Below are 17618 nucleotides of genomic sequence, written 5' to 3'. Positions count from 1 at the left end.
CAAAGACATGGAGGATCCGATCCTGCCTATATGTATTCATGGCATGTGAGGAGGGAGTAAGGGATAAATTGTAGGACAATTCAGCTGATACAGTTGGGTTGTTTTTTTCATTCATTTCATAAAAAGTGGTATTGTAGTAGTAAGTAACATAATAATGTGAAAACAGAGTGAGGTGAAATCATGGAACTAGACAAGGTTTTAGTAAAATTGAAAAGCCATACACCCAAGATATTAGGCAGTGAAAGCTTTTCAAAATATGCGGTCCTGTTACCATTGATACAGAAGGATGATGGGATCCATGTGTTATTTGAAGTACGTTCACTTGATTTAAGAAGGCAGCCCGGGGAAATTTGTTTTCCAGGAGGAAAAATTGATGCAGGAGATTTAGATGAAAAGGCCGCCGCTATCCGCGAGACCATGGAGGAATTAGGAATAACCAAAGAACATATTTCAGGAGTTTACCCTCTGGATTATATGATTTCACCTTTTGGAATGATTCTTTATCCCTATGTAGGGTATATAAACAGGCCAGAAAGAATACAGCCAAGTCCTGCAGAAGTTGGTGAGATTTTTACCGTACCATTAGCTTTTTTTATAGACAACAATCCAGAAATTTATCGTATCCAGTTAAAAGCAGAGCCAGAGGAAAATTTCCCGTTTGATTTAATTGATGGTGGTGAAAATTACAATTGGCGGACCCGAGGGGTAGACGAATATTTTTACCGTTATGGGGATAAAGCAATTTGGGGCCTAACTGCTAGGATTCTTGCTCATTTTATAGAAATAATACGTTGATTTTTATAAACTAAAAAACGTCTCTTTTTTAACTTAATTATATAAATTTTTCCAATTGGAAATAAATTACCGATACGCTGATTTTCTCAATACCGATGAAATCCACTTTTTTAATGATATTAAAATGTTTGTCCTCTTGGTAAAAACAAATGTACATATATGGTGGAAAAAACACTTGAATATTCTCGGAATTGTAATAAAATTAAGATTATATTTTTTATAGATTAGGGGATGTATTCATGAAAGTCGTAAAGTTTGGCGGTTCTTCTTTGGCATCAGGAAAACAGCTGGAGAAGGTATTTCAAATTGTCATATCTGATGTTGAACGAAAAGTTGTCGTCGTATCAGCTCCAGGAAAGAGGTATGCAGCGGATACCAAGGTAACAGATTTATTAATAGAATGCGCTGAACAATGTTTACAACATAAAGACCCTCAAGAAAAGCTTGAAGAAGTTCTTGAAAGGTATTCAGCAATTGCAGAGGAATTAATGCTGCCGGAAAAAATTATAAAGGAAATTTCTGATGATTTATTAAAAAGATTTGCAAGTGATAAAAGTAAACCCGATCGGTTTATGGATTTGATTAAGGCAAGCGGGGAAGATAATAACGCAAAATTGGTAGCGGCCTATTTCCAAGCTCAAGGAGTAGAAGCTTATTACGTTAATCCAAAGGAAGCAGGTTTACTCGTAAGTGATGAGCCAGGAAATGCCCAAGCATTACCAGAATCCTATGAACAATTATTTTCGTTGCGTTATCGACCAGGTATCTTAATTTTTCCGGGATTCTTTGGTTATAGCACCAAAGGAGAGGTATTTACCTTTTCTCGCAGTGGTTCCGATATTACAGGTTCCATTCTTGCAAATGCCGTTAAGGCAGATTTATATGAAAATTTTACAGATGTAGACGCTGTCTATTCTGTAAATCCTAATATTGTGAACAAACCTAAAGAGGTTAAGGAGTTAACCTATCGTGAAATGCGTGAGCTTTCCTATGCGGGATTTACAGTGCTGCATGATGAAGCCCTTGTTCCGGCATTTAGAGCAGGAATTCCGGTCCACATTAAGAATACCAACAACCCTGCTGCACGAGGGACGAGAATTGTAAATGCACGGGATAACACGAATGGTCCAGTTGTTGGTATTGCCAGCGATAAGGGGTTCTGTAGCATCTATGTAAGCAAATACTTAATGAATAGGGAAATTGGCTTTGGTCGCAAGCTTTTAGGGATTTTAGAGGATTTCGGTCTTTCATATGAACATACTCCATCAGGAATTGATGATGTGTCAGTGATTTTAAGAGAAGACCAATTTGATGAAGTTGTAGCAGCAGATGTGATCAATCGGATTGAGACGGAATTACATGCTGATGAAGTGAAAATTGAACCTAGTCTTGCATTAATAATGGTGGTAGGAGAGGGCATGCGTCATAATGTAGGTACGATGGCAAGGGCCTCAAAGGCATTGGCAAAAGCGCGTGTCAATATTGAAATGATTAACCAAGGCTCATCAGAGGTTAGTATGATGTTTGGTGTAAAAGAAGTAGATGAAAAACGAGCAGTTCAGGCCCTTTATGATGAGTTCTATGCAGCAGTAACCGTGTAAGTAGGCAGCAAAAGGTACACTACGGTGTACCTTTGTGCTTAGGTCCTTTATTTACTTTTACTTTTGTACGAATTCCCGCCCATACTGCGATGACAAAGCCGCCCACCGTATCGGAGACTAAATCTGTCATTGTGTCTTTATTTCCACCGCCCTGTAAAGTCATTCCAAAAAATTGGTCACAGCTAAATTCATACACTTCCCATAAAACACCACCCAATGCAGCAAATGAAACAGTGAACAGGAAAACAAACCAAGGGGAGATTTCTTCCCCTGCATTTCTGTGGATCAATCTTTCATATAAAGCAATACCGGAAAATGCAAGAATCCCACCACTGATGAAATGCATGAAGGTGTCCCACCAGCCAAGACCATACCAGCCTAATATTGAACCCAAATATTGTGAACCAATTAAGAAAATTAAATAAGAAATGACGATTGGCAAATTAAATTGTAGTTTGGTAAACAATGCTAATATAAGTGGTACCGCTCCACAAACAATCCCCCCAATTGCCACCATTGATTTAAACGATCCACCATTTTTATGAAAATAAATTGCTAAAATCGCCATGAAAATGACGTACAATGCACTTAATAGGATAACAAGCTTGCGGTTCAATTACATCACCTCTACTTAAACTTTCTGTTTTCTTATCCAGGAATAGCATGCAACCAGGAGGCCGCCTACTGTACCAAATAGTAAATCATACATGGTGTCCTTATTTCCACCTCTTTGCATGGTCTTTGTAAAAGTTAAATCACCAACAAATTCATAAATTTCCCAAAGAACACTCGCAAAAACCGCTAGTGATAACACGAAAAGAAACAGAATCCATGCTGAGATATCATTTCGGACTTTTTCTGGAATGAATCTTTTATAGAGGCTGATTCCTATAAAACCTATAAGGATCGCCTTGTAAAAGTGAATGGTAGAATCCCACCATTTGTAATGTAAATAAAAGCTTGAGATGGATCCTAAAAATAACGAACAAAATAAAAATAAATAAAAGCCTAAAATGATTGGAATGTTAAATGGATTATTTTTCATCCGTAACAACACAAGCGGGAGCGAACTAGCTAAAATACCACCAACTGCTACCTGCCATCTCGAGGTGTCACTTTTAATAAGGTAAAAAATAAATAATCCTGCCATAAAAAGGATAAACAATACACTTAAAATAATAATGACCTTCCGTTTCACTTTTCCTCACCTCAAGTTCAAATACTCACTACCATTATGTCCAATATTGTAAAAACCTAAAGATGTTATAGGTTGTGCTCGCAAACAATTGGTAAAAGCGGTATAGTGGATAGGAATAAACATCCATTTATTGAATGAATCTTGATGGAGGGTTCTCATGCAAAAGGCACAAATACCAACTTACGAGCGAATTGCGATTGATTTAGCCAATCGAATCTATGATGGAAAGTTTAAAGTAGGAGAAAAGATCCATGGAAGATCGACTTTGGCAAGTGAATATAAGGTTTCTCCTGAAACTGTTCGCAGAGCAATCAAGATCTTAGAAGATGTAGAGATTGTTCAATCCACAAAGGGTAGTGGAATTTTGATTTCTTCCCGAGAAAATGCTTATAAATATATTCAACGTTTTTCCAATATAGCGAGTATTAAGGATTTAGAAAAACAAATGAACTCACTTATTTTGGAGAGAGACAAACTTGATGAAGAATTGTTTACTACCCTAAGAAAGATATTGGATTATTCAGGGAAACTGCGTCATACAAATCCATTAGCGCCGATTGAAATTGAAATATTTTCAGGCTGCATACATATAGGAAGAACGATATCAGAGGTAAAGTTTTGGCAAAATACAGGGGGAACTGTAATAGGAATGAAGCGGCACGGTGAATTAATTATCTCGCCAGGACCATACGCGTTAATCCAAGAAGGGGATGTTTTACTCGTAATTGGTGATGACAAAACCTATGATAGGGTGCAACACTTTTTGGAAGATTGAAATACAAAGAAAGAAGCCGGTCTCATATGAGCCGGCTTCTTTTAAATAGAACTTGCACTTGTTTCTTAGTCTAATAATCCTTCTTCTTCTAAAAATTCTTTTGCAACCTTTTCCGGTGACTGTTTAAGGCTATCAACCTTATAGTTCAATTCGCGCATTTTATCATCGGTAATCTTACCGGATAAAGAATTAATTGCTTTTTTCAGTTCAGGATGTTCTTTTAATGTTTCAGCTTTTATTATTGGTACGGCATAATACGGAGGGAAGAAATTTTGATCATCCTTTAATACCTTCAAATTAAATGCTTCAATTAATCCATCAGTAGAAAAGGCATCGATGACATCGCTCTTATGGTTTTCAAGTGCTGTATAGCGTAAACCGCCATCGATGGCTTTGACATCTTTGAATTCCATATTATATGTTTTTGTAAGGCCAATTAAACCATCTTCACGATTTGGAAATTCGATTGTAGGTCCCATAATTAAATTTCCACTTATTTTAGCTAAATCTGATATGGTATTCAAACCATGTTCTTTTGCTGTGTCTTGACGTACAGCCAAGGCATAGGTGTTATTAAATCCAAGTGGTTTTAACAAATTAATATTATATTTCTGTTTAAACTCTTTTTGAACATAATTATAGACTTTTTCTGGGTTGCTTTCTGGAGGCTGGTTTAAGATATTGACCAAACCAGTCCCCGTATATTCAACATATAAATCAATATTTCCACTTTGAATGGCATTAAAAGCAACTTGAGTACCACCAAGGTTAAGTTTTCGCTCTACTTGAATATCAGTCTTATTTTCAATTAATTCAGCAAGCATATTTCCTAATATTAATGATTCACTGAAGTTCTTGGAACCAATAACAATTTTATCTTCAGCATTTGCTGTTGAATAAACCTTTAAGCCGCCAGCCACAATTAATATAATCGAAGCGAGGCTAATCATCCATCTTTTTGCTTTCTTTCCTGACTTTGATGGAACCTTCTTCTTGGTTGTATAAGAAAAGGAAGTTTCCAGCTTGCCCACGACAAAGTCAATAAGAAGAGCTAAAATACACGCTGGAATCGCTCCTGCTAATATCATATAATTATCCACTGTCTGTACACCTGAAAATACGAGGTAACCAAGTCCGCCTGCTCCAACGAAAGCAGCAATTGTCATCAAACCAACTGCAGTAACCGCTGAAATTCTGATCCCCGCCATAATCATCGGGAAGGCTAGTGGTAACTGAACCTTTTTCATTGTTTGACTCTTAGTCAAACCGATGCCTTTGGCAGCTTCCAGAATGTCTCCATCAATATTAGTCAATCCTGTATATGTGTTCTTGACTATTGGGAGAAGGGAATAGAGAACAACCATTACAATTGCGGGTGCACTGCCAATTCCTATAAACGGAATGAGAAATCCCAGTAATGCTAAACTTGGAATGGCTTGGATAACATTTGTTGTCCCGATAATTGGTTTAGCTAGCTTTGGTTCGTTTGAAATTAATATACCTAACGGAATCCCGATTATAATAGCAATAAATACGGAAACAATACTTAAATATAAATGCTCTCCCAATAAACTCAATATTTGTTGGTAGTTTACTGTTAGATAATTCCAAAATTGACCCATTAGAATGCCACCTCCAAGTCAATTAATTGGCTGCTTAAGGCAGATAAAATACTACTCCTTGTAATAAGTCCTGTTAATTGATTCGAATTATTCACAACAGGAAGATAACCAATTTTATGTTCATTCATGGTTGCCAAAACAGAAATTAAGTTCGCATCCTGTGAAACGGAAAGGACGTTTTGTTCCATAATTTTTTCGATTGTGGTATTTCGATTAAGCAATTGAATGCTTTTTAAAGTAACGAGACCCCTAAGGACATTATGTTTGTCGGTAACGAGTAAGCTGTCGACCTTATTGTCTTTCATTATTTCAATAGCTTGTAATACATTCCGCATCCCGGTGATTTTTACTGGACTATAGATCATTATGTCCTCTGCTAATAGTAATTCAGGGTTGTTCCAAACTCTTCTTTTACCAATGAAGTTTTCAACAAAATGATTAGCAGGATTTTTAAGGATATTTTCCGGAGTATCGTATTGGAGGATATCACCATCTTTTAAAATACAAATCTTATCTGCTATTTTTATAGCTTCATCCATGTCATGAGTGACAAAGATTATTGTTTTGTTTAATTCCTTTTGCATTTGGAACAATTCATCTTGAAGGGAACTTCTTGTAACAGGGTCTAAGGCACTGAAGGGTTCATCCATTAGGATAATATCGGAGTTTGTAGAAAATGCCCTGGCTACGCCGATTCTTTGTTGCTGACCGCCACTCAATTCTTTTGGATAGCGGTGTAGATATTCTTTTGGATCTAAACCAACCAGTTCGAGCAATTCTCCAGTCTTCTTCTCAATAGCGGCTGGATCCTCGCCTTTAAGTTTTGGGATTAACTCTAAGTTTTCTTTAATAGACATATGTGGAAAAAGACCAGTATTTTGAATCACATATCCGATGTTTCTTCGTAATTCAATCGGATTCATGGTAGATATATCAATTCCATTTACGAATATTTCTCCTGATGTAGGTTGAATTAGTTTATTAATCATTTTTAGCAAAGTGGTTTTTCCACATCCGCTTGGACCGATAAAAACAACTAATTGGCCAGCATCAATATCTAACGAAAAAGAATTAATAATTGTTTTCGTTCGATATTTTTTAACAATGTTCTTAAATTCTATCAAGTTCATTCCTCCTTAAATCTTCTTTTACCCTGTTAGTAACAACTTAAACATAACATATAAGTTGTTAGTTTGTCTAATCGACTGTAGAATGCAACTAGGAATATTCTTGATAGGTCATGTTATTTTTTTTGTGGGAAAATTTGCAATATTAGTAATGAAAAATGGTAAAATGGAGGTAAAGTTATTAAAAAGAGGAGAATTCATGTGAGCTTTGTTCGTGACAAATTAAGTGCGAAGTTTTTTCTTTTCCTCGTGTTTGCGTTCTTGTTAATTCATGTGCCAATCATCGGTAATTATGTAAAAGTTATAAATACACTAATTCATGAATCTGGCCATGCCTTTTTTGCTCTTTTGGGTGGTAATGTTGAAACTATTTCCTTATTCATGAACTCTGAAGGGGCAACTCTAAGCAGACAGACGACATGGGTTGGAAGTTTTTTCACTAGCCTTGCAGGGTATACCTTTGCCTCGTTTATGGCTTTTCTGGCGTTTTTCCTGTTAGGTAAAAAAAAGGAAACCTTATTAATCGATATATTATTAGGGTTTATTTTTTTAAATCTTATATTTTGGGTGCGTAATCCTTATGGAATCTTTTGGCTCTGTTCATTTGCGGTTGCTTTTCTAATCTTACTAATAAAGGGCAGTCAAAGTTTAAGGAATCATCTATTACTATTAATTGCTGCCATTCTGTTAGTGGATTCTGTTCAAAGTGCTTATGAAATACTATATATAAGTCTCTTTCAACCCCACGCTGCAGGGGATGCAGCCAATCTTGCACAGTTAAGCGGCTTTATACCTGCGCCGTTCTGGGGGCTTTTCTTCTTCTTGCAGGCAATTTGGTTTTGTTATTTTGGATTAAAAAGAGGGTATTATAAGCTAGGCAATTAACTGAAAAAGTATCATATAATAAAGGATGAAAAACCAATTTAAGGAGAGATTCTGTGAAGATATTAGATGTACTTAATTCAAGACGTACGATAAAAAATTTTAAATCTGATCATATTGATGAAGAATTAATTCAATCATGGCTTCAGGCTGCAGCAATGGCGCCAAATCATCGAATGACTGAACCTTGGGAGATTTATTTTATTGGAAAGGAAACTAGAGATAAACTAAACCATAAAACAAATTTTGGCAATGCTCCTTTATTAATGGCTATTCTATCGAGACATGGGGCTACAGAAGTAGAAACATCAGAAAATGCAATCGCAACGGCATGCTTTATTCAGAATTTTAACTTAGCCGCATGGGCTGAGGGTGTGGGCACATTTTGGTCATCGGTGGGGATAACTCAGAAAAATAGGGAAATTCTCGGGGTTCCTGATGACTATGATATCATAGGTGTGCTAGCTGTGGGCTATCCAGAGGTAATCCCTGATCCAAAACCACGGACGCCAATTACACAAAAAATAAAACATTTACCATAGCTAGAAAAGCCAACCTAATGATGGTTGGCTTTTTGGCATTTATGAATTAAAAAGTAAAGGCTCATTGGAACTTGTTTTGGACGCCTCATGATACTCCAATGTCAGCTTATCGATGATTTTTTGGACGGGGAGAATATCTTTGATTTCATCCACTCTTGCTCCAGCAAAGACAAGTCCATTATCGACATCTCCATTTACAGATGTAAATAATGAATCGAGTGTACAAAAACGGTAGGAACAATTCTTTAAACAATCTTGACATTTATCTATTTTCACTCTATCTGGGCCACTTACTAATTTCGTGAAATTATTCCGAATGGCTCTGCCTTGCAATCCAACTGTAGTTTTCAGTAAAACAAGATCTTCTTTCTCAGCATTCACATATTTCTGTTTAAAGGCTAACGGGGCATCACATTCTTCGCTGGCGACAAACCGGGTTCCGATTTGAACACCTGAAGCACCTATGGAAAGTGCTTTTGCTATATCATAACCTGTCATAATTCCACCCGCCGCAATCACAGGGATTGAAACGGCTTCTACAACCTCTGGCAGAATATCGAACATTGGTCGATCTGTTCCTAAGTGTCCTCCGGCTTCGAAACCTTCGACAACAACTGCAGCAGCACCAAGCCGTTCCGAAATCCTTGCTAATTTAGCTGAGGAAACAATTGAGAGGACTGGAATTCCAGCTTGCTTTCCCCATCCATACATATCTCTTGAGATACCAGCACCAGATATTATAAAATCTACTTTTTCTTCAAGGGCAGCTTTCATCTTTTCGGCAAAGTCATTCATCGCAAATAAAACATTGACCCCAATATATCCTGCACCATTTATTAGCTCTTTGGCGCGTCTTATATGCGAGCGCATTTCATCCACTGATATGCCGGTCCCAGATATAATTCCGATTCCTCCGGCATTCGCAACTGCTGAAGCAAGCTTGCTAAGTGAGATACCAACACCCATCCCTCCTTGCAAGATTGGAACCTTTGGCATCATTTGACCTATTTTGAGTTGTGGAAAGTTCAATTTATAACCCCGTTTCAATTGATAAAATAAGGAACTTCCTATGAATCATACCATTGAAAACTGTATATGTAAGTGACTATTGTTACCTGGTCATATAAGTAAGTTTTATTTGCTTGTGTTATTTCTAAGAAATAAGTGCCTTTTATGTGATTTAATCGGTCATTTAGTATATATTTAGCGAATAGAAACGAAATGAATTGACTTATATGATGGCGAGCTTAGCTTGTATAAGAATTGTTTCTCAAAACCAAACTATACGTTATGGATAGAAGAATGGATGGTGTTAAATGTGGTAAAACTTTTTACAGATATAGACTTAGATGGTCTAGGATGTGGATTGATTGCAAAAATGGCATTCGGTGAAAAAGCAAATGTATTTTATTGTTCTTATCGGAATTTAAATCAAAGAGTCGAGTCGTTTATTGCTCATCCTGGTAATAACCACGAAGAAGTTTATATTACTGATTTAGCAGTTAATGAAATTGTCGAGAAAAAACTGGAGGAACGATATCAACAAGGTAGACATATTCAAATGATTGATCATCATGTTACAGCCATGCATTTTAATGAATATAAATGGGGAGAAGTTAAACCAGAGTATGACGATGGTAAAAAGACTTGTGCGACCTCTCTTTTTTATGATTATTTAATCGAGCATAAAGTGATGGAGCGAAATCAAGCACTTGAGGAATTTATTGATCTAGTACGTCAATATGATACCTGGGAGTGGGATGAAAATAATAATGTAACGGCAAAGCGATTAAATGATTTATTTTACATAATGAACAGAGAACAGTTTGAAGAAGTGATGCTAAAAAGGTTAACGGAAAATACAGAATCGTTTAGATTAACGGAAACTGAAAATATGATACTTGATATTGAAGATCAAAAAATTAATCGTTATATCCATTCAAAAAGCAGGCAAACTGTACAAACCTTTGTCGGTGATTATTGTGTTGGACTTGTTCATGCAGAACAGTATTTGTCAGAACTAGGCAATGCCCTAAATAATATATATCCCCATTTGGATATGATTATTTTATTGAATGTGAGTGGAAAGAAAATGGGATTTCGAACGATTCATGATGAAGTGAATGTTGCAGAGTTTGCCCAAAGGTATGGAGGTGGGGGACATCCGAAAGCATCGGGATCAGAGTTAACCAGAGAAGCATTTGAAACATTTATCGTTAAGGTTTTCGCAGTTTCGCCGCTTAAACCTGATACAGACCGAAATGAATTTAATGTAAAAGAATCAGCTTTTGGAACGAGTTATCAAAATCAATTGAATGAAATTTCTTTTATCGTACCCACGGGTGATGGAACTTATTATATTACACATAACGGTGAAAAGTTGGAACCAGTATTTTCGAATTTTCACGATGCAGAACGTTATTTAAAAAGACATTACTCCTCGTGGCTTCGACAGGATCAAGAGTTTCTGAAACAGCTTTCAGTTTCACTGCAGGTTCCACTCGATGAATTAAAGGAAAACTACAACGAAATAATCAGTAACCACTTTGTAGATATAATAAATGGTTAAATGAGAGCTTGGGATGCCCCCAAGCTCTTTCTTACTTTTTTCAATAACAATTTATTTAAGTTTCAATTAAGGAAAATGTGGTAAATTAATAATAGGTCAATGGCATTGTTATTTTGAAATTGTAATTTATATGCAATAGAAAGTAAAATCAATAACATATTTCTGTAATGTAAATAGTGTAAAATTACCATATAGATATGTGTATACTTTTTAAATGCATCTAGATAATAATTTTTATGCTATTATAGAAAAATAATTTGTTGGGTAAAAAACTCGAGGTGAAAAGATGACTTCAACTACAAAAAGGAGTAAGTTTTTCGATAATGCCAAATTTATTTTAATATTCCTTGTCGTTTTTGGGCATACGATTAGTCCTTTAAAGGAACAAGATGGAATTCTTTTTACGTTATATACAGTTATATTCTTATTCCATATGCCGGCATTCATCTTAATCTCTGGATATTTTGCGAAAGGTTATAAGAAGAAGGGGTATTTGAAAAAATCTGTAAAGAAAATATTAATCCCTTATTTTATCTTTCAAATTATTTATTCGGTGTATTACTATATAATTGGGCAGGAAGAGAATTTAGCAATTGATTTTTTACATCCGCATTGGTCATTATGGTTCTTATTGAGTCTATTCTTTTGGAATTTGTTGTTATATGCATTCGCAAAATTACGCTGGGCAGGATTTGCAGCAGCGGTATTAATGGGAATTGCCATTGGCTATATAGATCATGTGGGTAGTTTTTTAAGCATATCAAGAACTTTTGTTTTCTTCCCTTATTTTTTATTAGGCTTTTTACTTAATGGTAATCAGCTAAGGAGTATTATTCGAACTAAATATTCAATGCCTATTGGTATCTTAATTATTCTAACGACTTTCTTATTCTTTGGGATGAGTTTCCCAAATGATGCGGTACCATGGCTTTTAGGTGATACTTCTTATGCGAATATGGGAGGAAGGGAATTTTTCGATGGGCTTGTTCGAGGACTACAATACGCACTAACATTAATCGTTGTTTTTGGGTTCTTAGCGTTAATCCCTTCCACTCAATATAAAATAACCAGAATTGGTGAACGAACACTTTATGTTTATTTGTTCCATGGGTTTATTATTAAATCAATTCAAGCAATAGTTCCAGGTGAAAGGTTAACTTTCTTTTCAGATAATTACCTTTTCCTTATGATCTTTTCTTTTATGGTCTGTATATTGCTAGGCAGTTATTTTATAAAAAAATATACCCAGCCACTTGTTGAACTTAAGGTCTAGCGGCTAAAAAAGCAGAGCGTGCCATACCACGTTCTGCTTTTTCTTTGTTTCATGCAGTAGGTTAAAAACCAAATATAGAACTAACAAAATTTTTCTTTTTTCTATTTATCTTGCCTTGATTAAATACAATAGGTTGTTCAAGATGTGAAGGGCTGTTTAGCTCGTTTAGCTGATTTTGAAGTAGTTCCACTTGTTGAGTTAATTTCTTTATATGACCTTGTAATTCTTCTATTTCACGACGATGCTGCAGTAGTTGATAGGAAGCAACAGAATCTGCCTTAGCATTGAGACTTAGCTCTAATTCACTCACCTTAGCAAACAGTTTTGCGAATGCCTGGTCATTTTCAACAGGTTTAACTACGCCTTTACGGACCCCTTTTTTCTCATTCACCGGGGCTATTTCATGGAGGAGCGTACCGTTTTGCAGTTTTTCATGAATATCCTTAAATAAATTAATGTCTTCATTATTAAAATGATAATGTCCACGCTCATTTTTTTCCATTGGCAATCCGAGTTGCTTCACCCAACGCTGAATCGTACTTGCAGAAACCCCTAATAATTTTGCTACTTCACTTGTATTCATGTCCAATCCCCCTATTTATAAAATAAGTCCTAACCATGAGCGACGATAGATGGAAGTAAAACTCACAACAATTAAAGGAGCTTTTTTGAAATTAACTATGATTTAAAATGCAACTAAGACCAGAATTTCCACCATTTCTTATCTTTTGTGGCTGCAACATCGCGAAAGCTAGTTAACATTTGTTGAAATGCTAATTCTCTTTGTGAAACCTCGTGTCGGTATTGATGGCGTTCTTCTAGTAGAATTTCCCGCTCTTTAATAATGGCTTCTGATAAATGAGTGATTTCGTTATTTGTAACATCTACATAATGGGTGAGTTCTTCGGTTGTTTCAGATATTTGTTTGGATAGTGTGAAAATTTCTTCTGAGGTTTCAAGTGAATGATTTGTTATATTATTAGCTAAGTACTGCAAGGAGTCAGCTGTGATCTCGGACGATTTTTCCATTGTCTCTGATAACTCTTGAAGCTCAGCTTTGGTATGTTCTGTTGATTTATAAATGGAGTCTGTAATGGATTTCACTGTGATCAAAGAACCTTTTGCTATTTCTTTTTTAACTTCTTCTAGTACTTCTTTGCGGACCACGCTTCGGATTTCATCTTTCACTTCATTTAAAAAAGTCGTCTTATAGGTTTCCATTGCCTCGAAGAAGAGCTCTGTATTTTTCATTGTGCTTTCTTCAATTGAGATTGTAGAAAAATCATCTTCAGAAATGATTTCTAGGGATACCTCTGGTAAAGGTGAGAGTACTTCACTTTCAGGCTCCTGTTCCTTTTGCAGCCCGTTTCGGATCATTTCTTTACTAACCTTCATGTCAGCCATTTGTTTAATTTCTAATAACAGGTCTATTTCTAAATCAGTGTAAATTCTGGCTCCCTGTTTTGTCCGTGAAATTTCAAGTAAATCATCAAAATCTTTTTCCCATTGTCTTAATGTTCCGGGAGATACATTTATTTTTTTAGAAACTTCTTTTAAGGTATAAGTCTTCATAGTTTCCATTCCTCTCTCTATTTATATATAGGAAATATTTGTTCTTTAATATGTTATTCACCATCAGGTAGTTATTTTTCCTGCCACTTGACAAAAGCTATCAAAACAAGACTGAAATCACGAAATACCAACATATTCTTGCAAAATGAGCGGAATACCCGAGAAATTTAAAAAGCACAGAAATTTTCCAAGGGAATTCTATTTAAATCAAGTAGGATCAATTTTTGCTATGAAAATATCAACTTTATGGTATAGTTATTATCGGAAATAAATATATGCCGCCAGGCGGTAGAGGTTCTAGCACCCCTCTCAAAAAAAACTAAGAGAAACAGTACTACTTTCTTAGTGGTACTGTTTTTCTATTTTAAGGAGAATGAAGGATATGAAAAACAGCAAAGCATTAGTTGTGTTTAGCGGTGGTCAAGATAGCACGACATGTCTTTTTTGGGCATTAAAAAAATTCGAAGAAGTTGAAGTCGTGACCTTTAACTATAATCAACGACACAGTCTTGAAATTGAGTGTGCTAAAAATATCGCCACTGAACTTGGTGTTAGGCACCATATTCTCGATATGGCACTATTAAACCAATTAGCCCCTAGTGCATTAACTCGGGATGATATTGAGGTGAAGGATGGAGAAGACGGTGGACTGCCATCTTCATTTGTTCCGGGCAGAAATTTAGTCTTTTTAACGTTTGCAGGGATATTAGCAAGCCAAATTGGTGCCAAGCATCTTGTTACTGGTGTGTGTGAAACTGATTTTAGCGGCTATCCTGATTGTCGAGATATTTTTGTGAAGTCGTTAAATGTAACACTTAATTTATCAATGGACTCACAATTTATAATTCATACACCACTTATGTGGATCGATAAAGCAGAAACCTGGAAATTAGCAGATGAGCTTGGAGCATTGGAATTTGTCAGGGAAAAAACATTAACCTGCTATAATGGCATCATTGCTGATGGCTGTGGTGAATGCCCAGCCTGCAAGCTAAGACAAAAAGGTTTGGATGAATATTTAAAAGTACGGAAGGAGTTTTAACATCATGTACGGCTTTCGAATTGTCGATAAACTCCAAAAGCTAGATGAAGATATTCAAAAAGACCAGCTAAAATATCATACAAAGCGTGTGCTGGTAAGTAAGGAATTCACTTTTGATGCGGCTCATCATTTGCATCAGTATGATGGAAAATGCAAGAATTTACATGGACACACTTATAAAGTAATCTTTGGCTTGAGTGGTTTTGTCGATTCCCGTGGTTTAATGATCGATTTTGGCGATATCAAAGAAATTTGGAAAAATGAGATTGAGATATTCCTTGACCATAAATATTTAAATGAAACACTCCCACCCATGAATACAACAGCCGAAAATATGGTTGTTTGGATCTATGAAAAAATGGCTGAAGCACTACTTCAAGAAGAAAGACAGGAACAATATCAAGGCGCTAAGGTCGAATTTGTTCGTTTGTATGAAACACCTACCAGCTATGCTGAAGCTAGAAGGGAGTGGATGGAAGTTGAGTAAAATACCAGTGATGGAAATTTTTGGACCAACCATCCAAGGAGAGGGCATGGTAGTCGGTCAGAAAACCATGTTTGTAAGAACGGCAGGTTGTGATTATTCCTGTAGTTGGTGTGATTCCGCCTTTACATGGGACGGAACTGGAAAAAATGACATAAAGATGATGCAGGCTGAAGAGATTTGGAATGAATTAACGAAACTTGGCGGCACTGGTTTTTCCCATGTTACTATTTCAGGAGGTAATCCTGCATTATTAAAAAATTTAGACCGCTTTATAGGGCTTCTAAAGGAAAAGAATATTAAGATATGCTTAGAAACTCAGGGTAGCAAGTGGCAGGATTGGTTCTTGGAAATTGATGAATTAACGATTTCACCCAAGCCGCCTAGTTCAAAAATGATAACTGACTTTTCGATACTTGATACGATTTTAATGAATCTAAATGGTAACGACATGTCAAAGCATGTTAGTTTAAAAGTGGTTATATTCGACGACCGTGATTATGAATATGCCAAAGGTATTTATCTAAGATATCCCAATATACCGTTCTTTTTACAGGTAGGAAATGATGATAGTAGGACAATAAATAATCAAGAATTAATTAGCCGACTATTAAGTAAATATGATTGGCTGATTACCAAGGTCATGGAGGATCATGAATTTACGAATGTAAAGATCTTACCGCAATTACACACCTACTTATGGGGAAATAAAAGAGGGGTTTAAATATGTAAAGCTGCCTGCTATTTGGCAGTTTTTTTTATAGAAATTTTCGCGTGAGGAATACTAATTGTGATTTGCATCTAAAAAGAATAAAGCGAGGAATTTTATGAAAAAGGTCTTAATTCTACTCTTAAGTCTTTATCTGTTAAGTCAATCAGAACAAGCAGCAGCAGAGGATAAAGTACCAATATTAGTTTATCATTCTATTGCTGATTACAATGGTCAGGGATCAAGGGAGCTGTATGTAACACCAGAGAATTTTGAGAAACAGATGAAGTATTTGAAAGATCAGGGGTATACATTATTAACATTCGAGCGCTGGCAAGATAGAAAAAAAGTAAACAAGCCGATTTTTATTACTTTTGACGATGGCTACAAAAATAATTTAAACGCCTTCGCTGTTTTTCAAAAACTGAGAACGCTGCAATTTACGCCCACTGCTACCATTTTTATTATTTCAGATTTTATCGATCGTCCCAATCGTTTATCAAAAACAGATATAAAAATGCTAGCAGATTCAGGGTTAATCTCCATCCAGTCACATACAGCTACCCACCCTGATTTGACAAAAGTAGAAAACCTAAAATATGAATTAAAAAACTCAAAAGAAAAAATACAAAATTTATCGAAAAAACCAGTTGTTGCTATAGCTTATCCATATGGAAATACAAATGAACGAGTGGTGGAGGAAACGAAGAAATACTATTTATACGGTCTGACCACTACTCCTGGTGCCTTTACCAATACAGGTTTAAAAAATGAGCAATATTTATTGCCACGGATTTATGTAAAGTATTCAACAACAATCGAAGAATTTACAGAACTAGTGAAGGTGGATTAGGCGGACTACAACTGAAAGTCACCATTATTTATTAAGATCATTTAGTAATCGTTAAAAACTATGCAGCCCTTAGGGGGTGCACAGTTTTTAAATGAAAAGACATTGTAAACTAGTGGAAACCTATATGTAATCAAAACTCGCTATAATAGTATACACATAGTTTAGACTCTAATTTGGCGGGTGTTTATATGGAAGAAACCATTACAAAATCGTACTTACAGAAATCACTAGATGAGTGGAAGGACGATATTTCGTTAGTTCTGGCTGAGATTGATAAAGAATATGACGAAGTAGCGCAAGAATTAAAAGTGTACTCCTATAAATATGGGATTACTAAGCAAGTAATACAATCAACTGTTAATGAAGAAATCATTGAAAAAATACGCGAAATGTATCATAAGCCCTTTGAAGAAAGTTATAATCAACTCAAAGAATACATAAAGGATTTAGAGGAAAAAAGAAGGGTTTTTCAAATGTTTATCCAAAAAATAGATGAAGTGACAAAAAAAGAAACGGCAAAGATAACTACATATTAATCAGAAAAGAAGCTTTGGAGCAGCCATTAAAAGTTGGT

19 protein-coding genes are annotated in these 17618 nt (G+C 35.7%); 12 read left to right on the top strand and 7 right to left on the bottom strand.

What is annotated here, in order from left to right; genetic code table 11:
• The first annotated feature begins 180 nt into the window (after positions 1 to 180).
• The gene (locus AC3ANL_RS15960) at positions 181 to 795 is read left to right on the top strand and encodes an NUDIX hydrolase (RefSeq protein WP_488325403.1); all 615 of its coding nucleotides are present in this window, start codon (positions 181 to 183) and stop codon (positions 793 to 795) included.
• A gap of 239 nt (positions 796 to 1034) precedes the next feature.
• On the top strand, positions 1035 to 2396 hold the full coding sequence (locus AC3ANL_RS15955) for an aspartate kinase (protein WP_488325402.1): 1362 nt from the start codon (positions 1035 to 1037) through the stop codon (positions 2394 to 2396).
• Between the two features lie 19 nt (positions 2397 to 2415).
• Here the strand turns inward: AC3ANL_RS15955 and AC3ANL_RS15950 are convergent, their stop codons facing one another.
• Positions 2416 to 3012: a DUF2238 domain-containing protein gene (locus tag AC3ANL_RS15950; protein ID WP_488325401.1), complete on the bottom strand. Its 597-nt coding sequence runs from the start codon at positions 3010 to 3012 to the stop codon at positions 2416 to 2418.
• Between the two features lie 15 nt (positions 3013 to 3027).
• Complete coding sequence (locus tag AC3ANL_RS15945; RefSeq protein ID WP_488325400.1) at positions 3028 to 3594, bottom strand: DUF2238 domain-containing protein; 567 nt, start codon at positions 3592 to 3594, stop codon at positions 3028 to 3030.
• 157 nt (positions 3595 to 3751) lie between these two features.
• On the opposite strand from AC3ANL_RS15945, the gene AC3ANL_RS15940 reads away from it, so the two are divergent.
• Complete coding sequence (locus AC3ANL_RS15940) at positions 3752 to 4369, top strand: GntR family transcriptional regulator (protein ID WP_488325399.1); 618 nt, start codon at positions 3752 to 3754, stop codon at positions 4367 to 4369.
• 65 nt (positions 4370 to 4434) lie between these two features.
• Here AC3ANL_RS15940 and AC3ANL_RS15935 read toward each other — a convergent pair whose 3' ends face one another.
• Both AC3ANL_RS15935 and AC3ANL_RS15930 read right to left on the bottom strand, forming a co-directional pair.
• Entirely contained in the window at positions 4435 to 5991 is a 1557-nt protein-coding gene (locus AC3ANL_RS15935) for an ABC transporter permease/substrate-binding protein (protein WP_488325398.1), read from the bottom strand.
• Entirely contained in the window at positions 5991 to 7115 is a 1125-nt protein-coding gene (locus AC3ANL_RS15930; RefSeq protein ID WP_488325397.1) for an ABC transporter ATP-binding protein, read from the bottom strand. Before AC3ANL_RS15930 ends, AC3ANL_RS15935 begins: the two co-directional genes overlap by 1 nt.
• Positions 7116 to 7319: 204 nt before the next feature.
• Here AC3ANL_RS15930 and AC3ANL_RS15925 point away from each other — a divergent pair, with 204 nt between their 5' ends.
• Together AC3ANL_RS15925 and AC3ANL_RS15920 are read left to right on the top strand one after the other, a co-directional pair.
• Positions 7320 to 8003 carry a M50 family metallopeptidase gene (locus tag AC3ANL_RS15925; RefSeq protein ID WP_488325396.1) on the top strand — a complete coding sequence of 228 codons (684 nt, stop codon included), beginning with the start codon at positions 7320 to 7322 and terminating at the stop codon, positions 8001 to 8003.
• Positions 8004 to 8056: 53 nt separating this feature from the next.
• On the top strand, positions 8057 to 8542 hold the full coding sequence (locus AC3ANL_RS15920; RefSeq protein WP_488325395.1) for a nitroreductase family protein: 486 nt from the start codon (positions 8057 to 8059) through the stop codon (positions 8540 to 8542).
• Positions 8543 to 8581: 39 nt separating this feature from the next.
• On the opposite strand, the gene AC3ANL_RS15915 is transcribed toward AC3ANL_RS15920, so the two are convergent.
• Entirely contained in the window at positions 8582 to 9589 is a 1008-nt protein-coding gene (locus tag AC3ANL_RS15915; protein WP_488325394.1) for an NAD(P)H-dependent flavin oxidoreductase, read from the bottom strand.
• A 271-nt stretch (positions 9590 to 9860) separates the two neighbouring features.
• Here AC3ANL_RS15915 and AC3ANL_RS15910 point away from each other — a divergent pair, with 271 nt between their 5' ends.
• Positions 9861 to 11111, top strand: coding sequence for a DHH family phosphoesterase (locus tag AC3ANL_RS15910; RefSeq protein WP_488329744.1), 1251 nt, complete (start codon positions 9861 to 9863; stop codon positions 11109 to 11111).
• A gap of 286 nt (positions 11112 to 11397) precedes the next feature.
• On the top strand, positions 11398 to 12384 hold the full coding sequence (locus AC3ANL_RS15905; protein ID WP_488325393.1) for an acyltransferase family protein: 987 nt from the start codon (positions 11398 to 11400) through the stop codon (positions 12382 to 12384).
• A gap of 61 nt (positions 12385 to 12445) precedes the next feature.
• Here the strand turns inward: AC3ANL_RS15905 and AC3ANL_RS15900 are convergent, their stop codons facing one another.
• Entirely contained in the window at positions 12446 to 12967 is a 522-nt protein-coding gene (locus tag AC3ANL_RS15900) for a MerR family transcriptional regulator (protein WP_488325392.1), read from the bottom strand.
• Positions 12968 to 13080: 113 nt separating this feature from the next.
• Positions 13081 to 13956: a MerR family transcriptional regulator gene (locus AC3ANL_RS15895; RefSeq protein WP_488325391.1), complete on the bottom strand. Its 876-nt coding sequence runs from the start codon at positions 13954 to 13956 to the stop codon at positions 13081 to 13083.
• 382 nt (positions 13957 to 14338) lie between these two features.
• Here AC3ANL_RS15895 and queC point away from each other — a divergent pair, with 382 nt between their 5' ends.
• The 5 genes from queC to AC3ANL_RS15870 all read left to right on the top strand — a co-directional run bounded on the left by queC (position 14339) and on the right by AC3ANL_RS15870 (position 17580).
• A complete protein-coding gene (gene queC, locus AC3ANL_RS15890) occupies positions 14339 to 14998 on the top strand; it encodes a 7-cyano-7-deazaguanine synthase QueC (protein ID WP_488325390.1) in 660 nt (219 codons plus the stop codon).
• Between the two features lie 4 nt (positions 14999 to 15002).
• Positions 15003 to 15485, top strand: coding sequence for a 6-carboxytetrahydropterin synthase QueD (gene queD, locus AC3ANL_RS15885; protein WP_488325389.1), 483 nt, complete (start codon positions 15003 to 15005; stop codon positions 15483 to 15485).
• A complete protein-coding gene (gene queE, locus AC3ANL_RS15880; protein WP_488325388.1) occupies positions 15478 to 16206 on the top strand; it encodes a 7-carboxy-7-deazaguanine synthase QueE in 729 nt (242 codons plus the stop codon). Before queD ends, queE begins: the two co-directional genes overlap by 8 nt.
• 103 nt (positions 16207 to 16309) lie before the next feature.
• A complete protein-coding gene (locus AC3ANL_RS15875; protein WP_488325387.1) occupies positions 16310 to 17044 on the top strand; it encodes a polysaccharide deacetylase family protein in 735 nt (244 codons plus the stop codon).
• 188 nt (positions 17045 to 17232) lie between these two features.
• Positions 17233 to 17580 carry a hypothetical protein gene (locus AC3ANL_RS15870; protein ID WP_488325386.1) on the top strand — a complete coding sequence of 116 codons (348 nt, stop codon included), beginning with the start codon at positions 17233 to 17235 and terminating at the stop codon, positions 17578 to 17580.
• Positions 17581 to 17618 lie beyond the last annotated feature (38 nt).

This window comes from Neobacillus sp. DHD-1R, from assembly GCF_057747995.1.
The sequence above is the reverse complement of the archived record's forward strand: the minus strand, read 5'-3'. Positions and strand labels throughout refer to the sequence as shown.

Coding starts and splice junctions, on each gene's coding strand:
- AC3ANL_RS15955 (WP_488325402.1), top strand. CDS start 1,035: ATGAAAGTCGTAAAGTTTGGCGGTTCTTCTTTGGCATCAGGAAAACAG.
- AC3ANL_RS15900 (WP_488325392.1), bottom strand. CDS start 12,967: ATGAATACAAGTGAAGTAGCAAAATTATTAGGGGTTTCTGCAAGTACG.
- queD (WP_488325389.1), top strand. CDS start 15,003: ATGTACGGCTTTCGAATTGTCGATAAACTCCAAAAGCTAGATGAAGAT.
- AC3ANL_RS15940 (WP_488325399.1), top strand. CDS start 3,752: ATGCAAAAGGCACAAATACCAACTTACGAGCGAATTGCGATTGATTTA.
- AC3ANL_RS15905 (WP_488325393.1), top strand. CDS start 11,398: ATGACTTCAACTACAAAAAGGAGTAAGTTTTTCGATAATGCCAAATTT.
- AC3ANL_RS15895 (WP_488325391.1), bottom strand. CDS start 13,956: ATGAAGACTTATACCTTAAAAGAAGTTTCTAAAAAAATAAATGTATCT.
- AC3ANL_RS15870 (WP_488325386.1), top strand. CDS start 17,233: ATGGAAGAAACCATTACAAAATCGTACTTACAGAAATCACTAGATGAG.
- queC (WP_488325390.1), top strand. CDS start 14,339: ATGAAAAACAGCAAAGCATTAGTTGTGTTTAGCGGTGGTCAAGATAGC.
- AC3ANL_RS15875 (WP_488325387.1), top strand. CDS start 16,310: ATGAAAAAGGTCTTAATTCTACTCTTAAGTCTTTATCTGTTAAGTCAA.
- AC3ANL_RS15935 (WP_488325398.1), bottom strand. CDS start 5,991: ATGGGTCAATTTTGGAATTATCTAACAGTAAACTACCAACAAATATTG.
- AC3ANL_RS15960 (WP_488325403.1), top strand. CDS start 181: ATGGAACTAGACAAGGTTTTAGTAAAATTGAAAAGCCATACACCCAAG.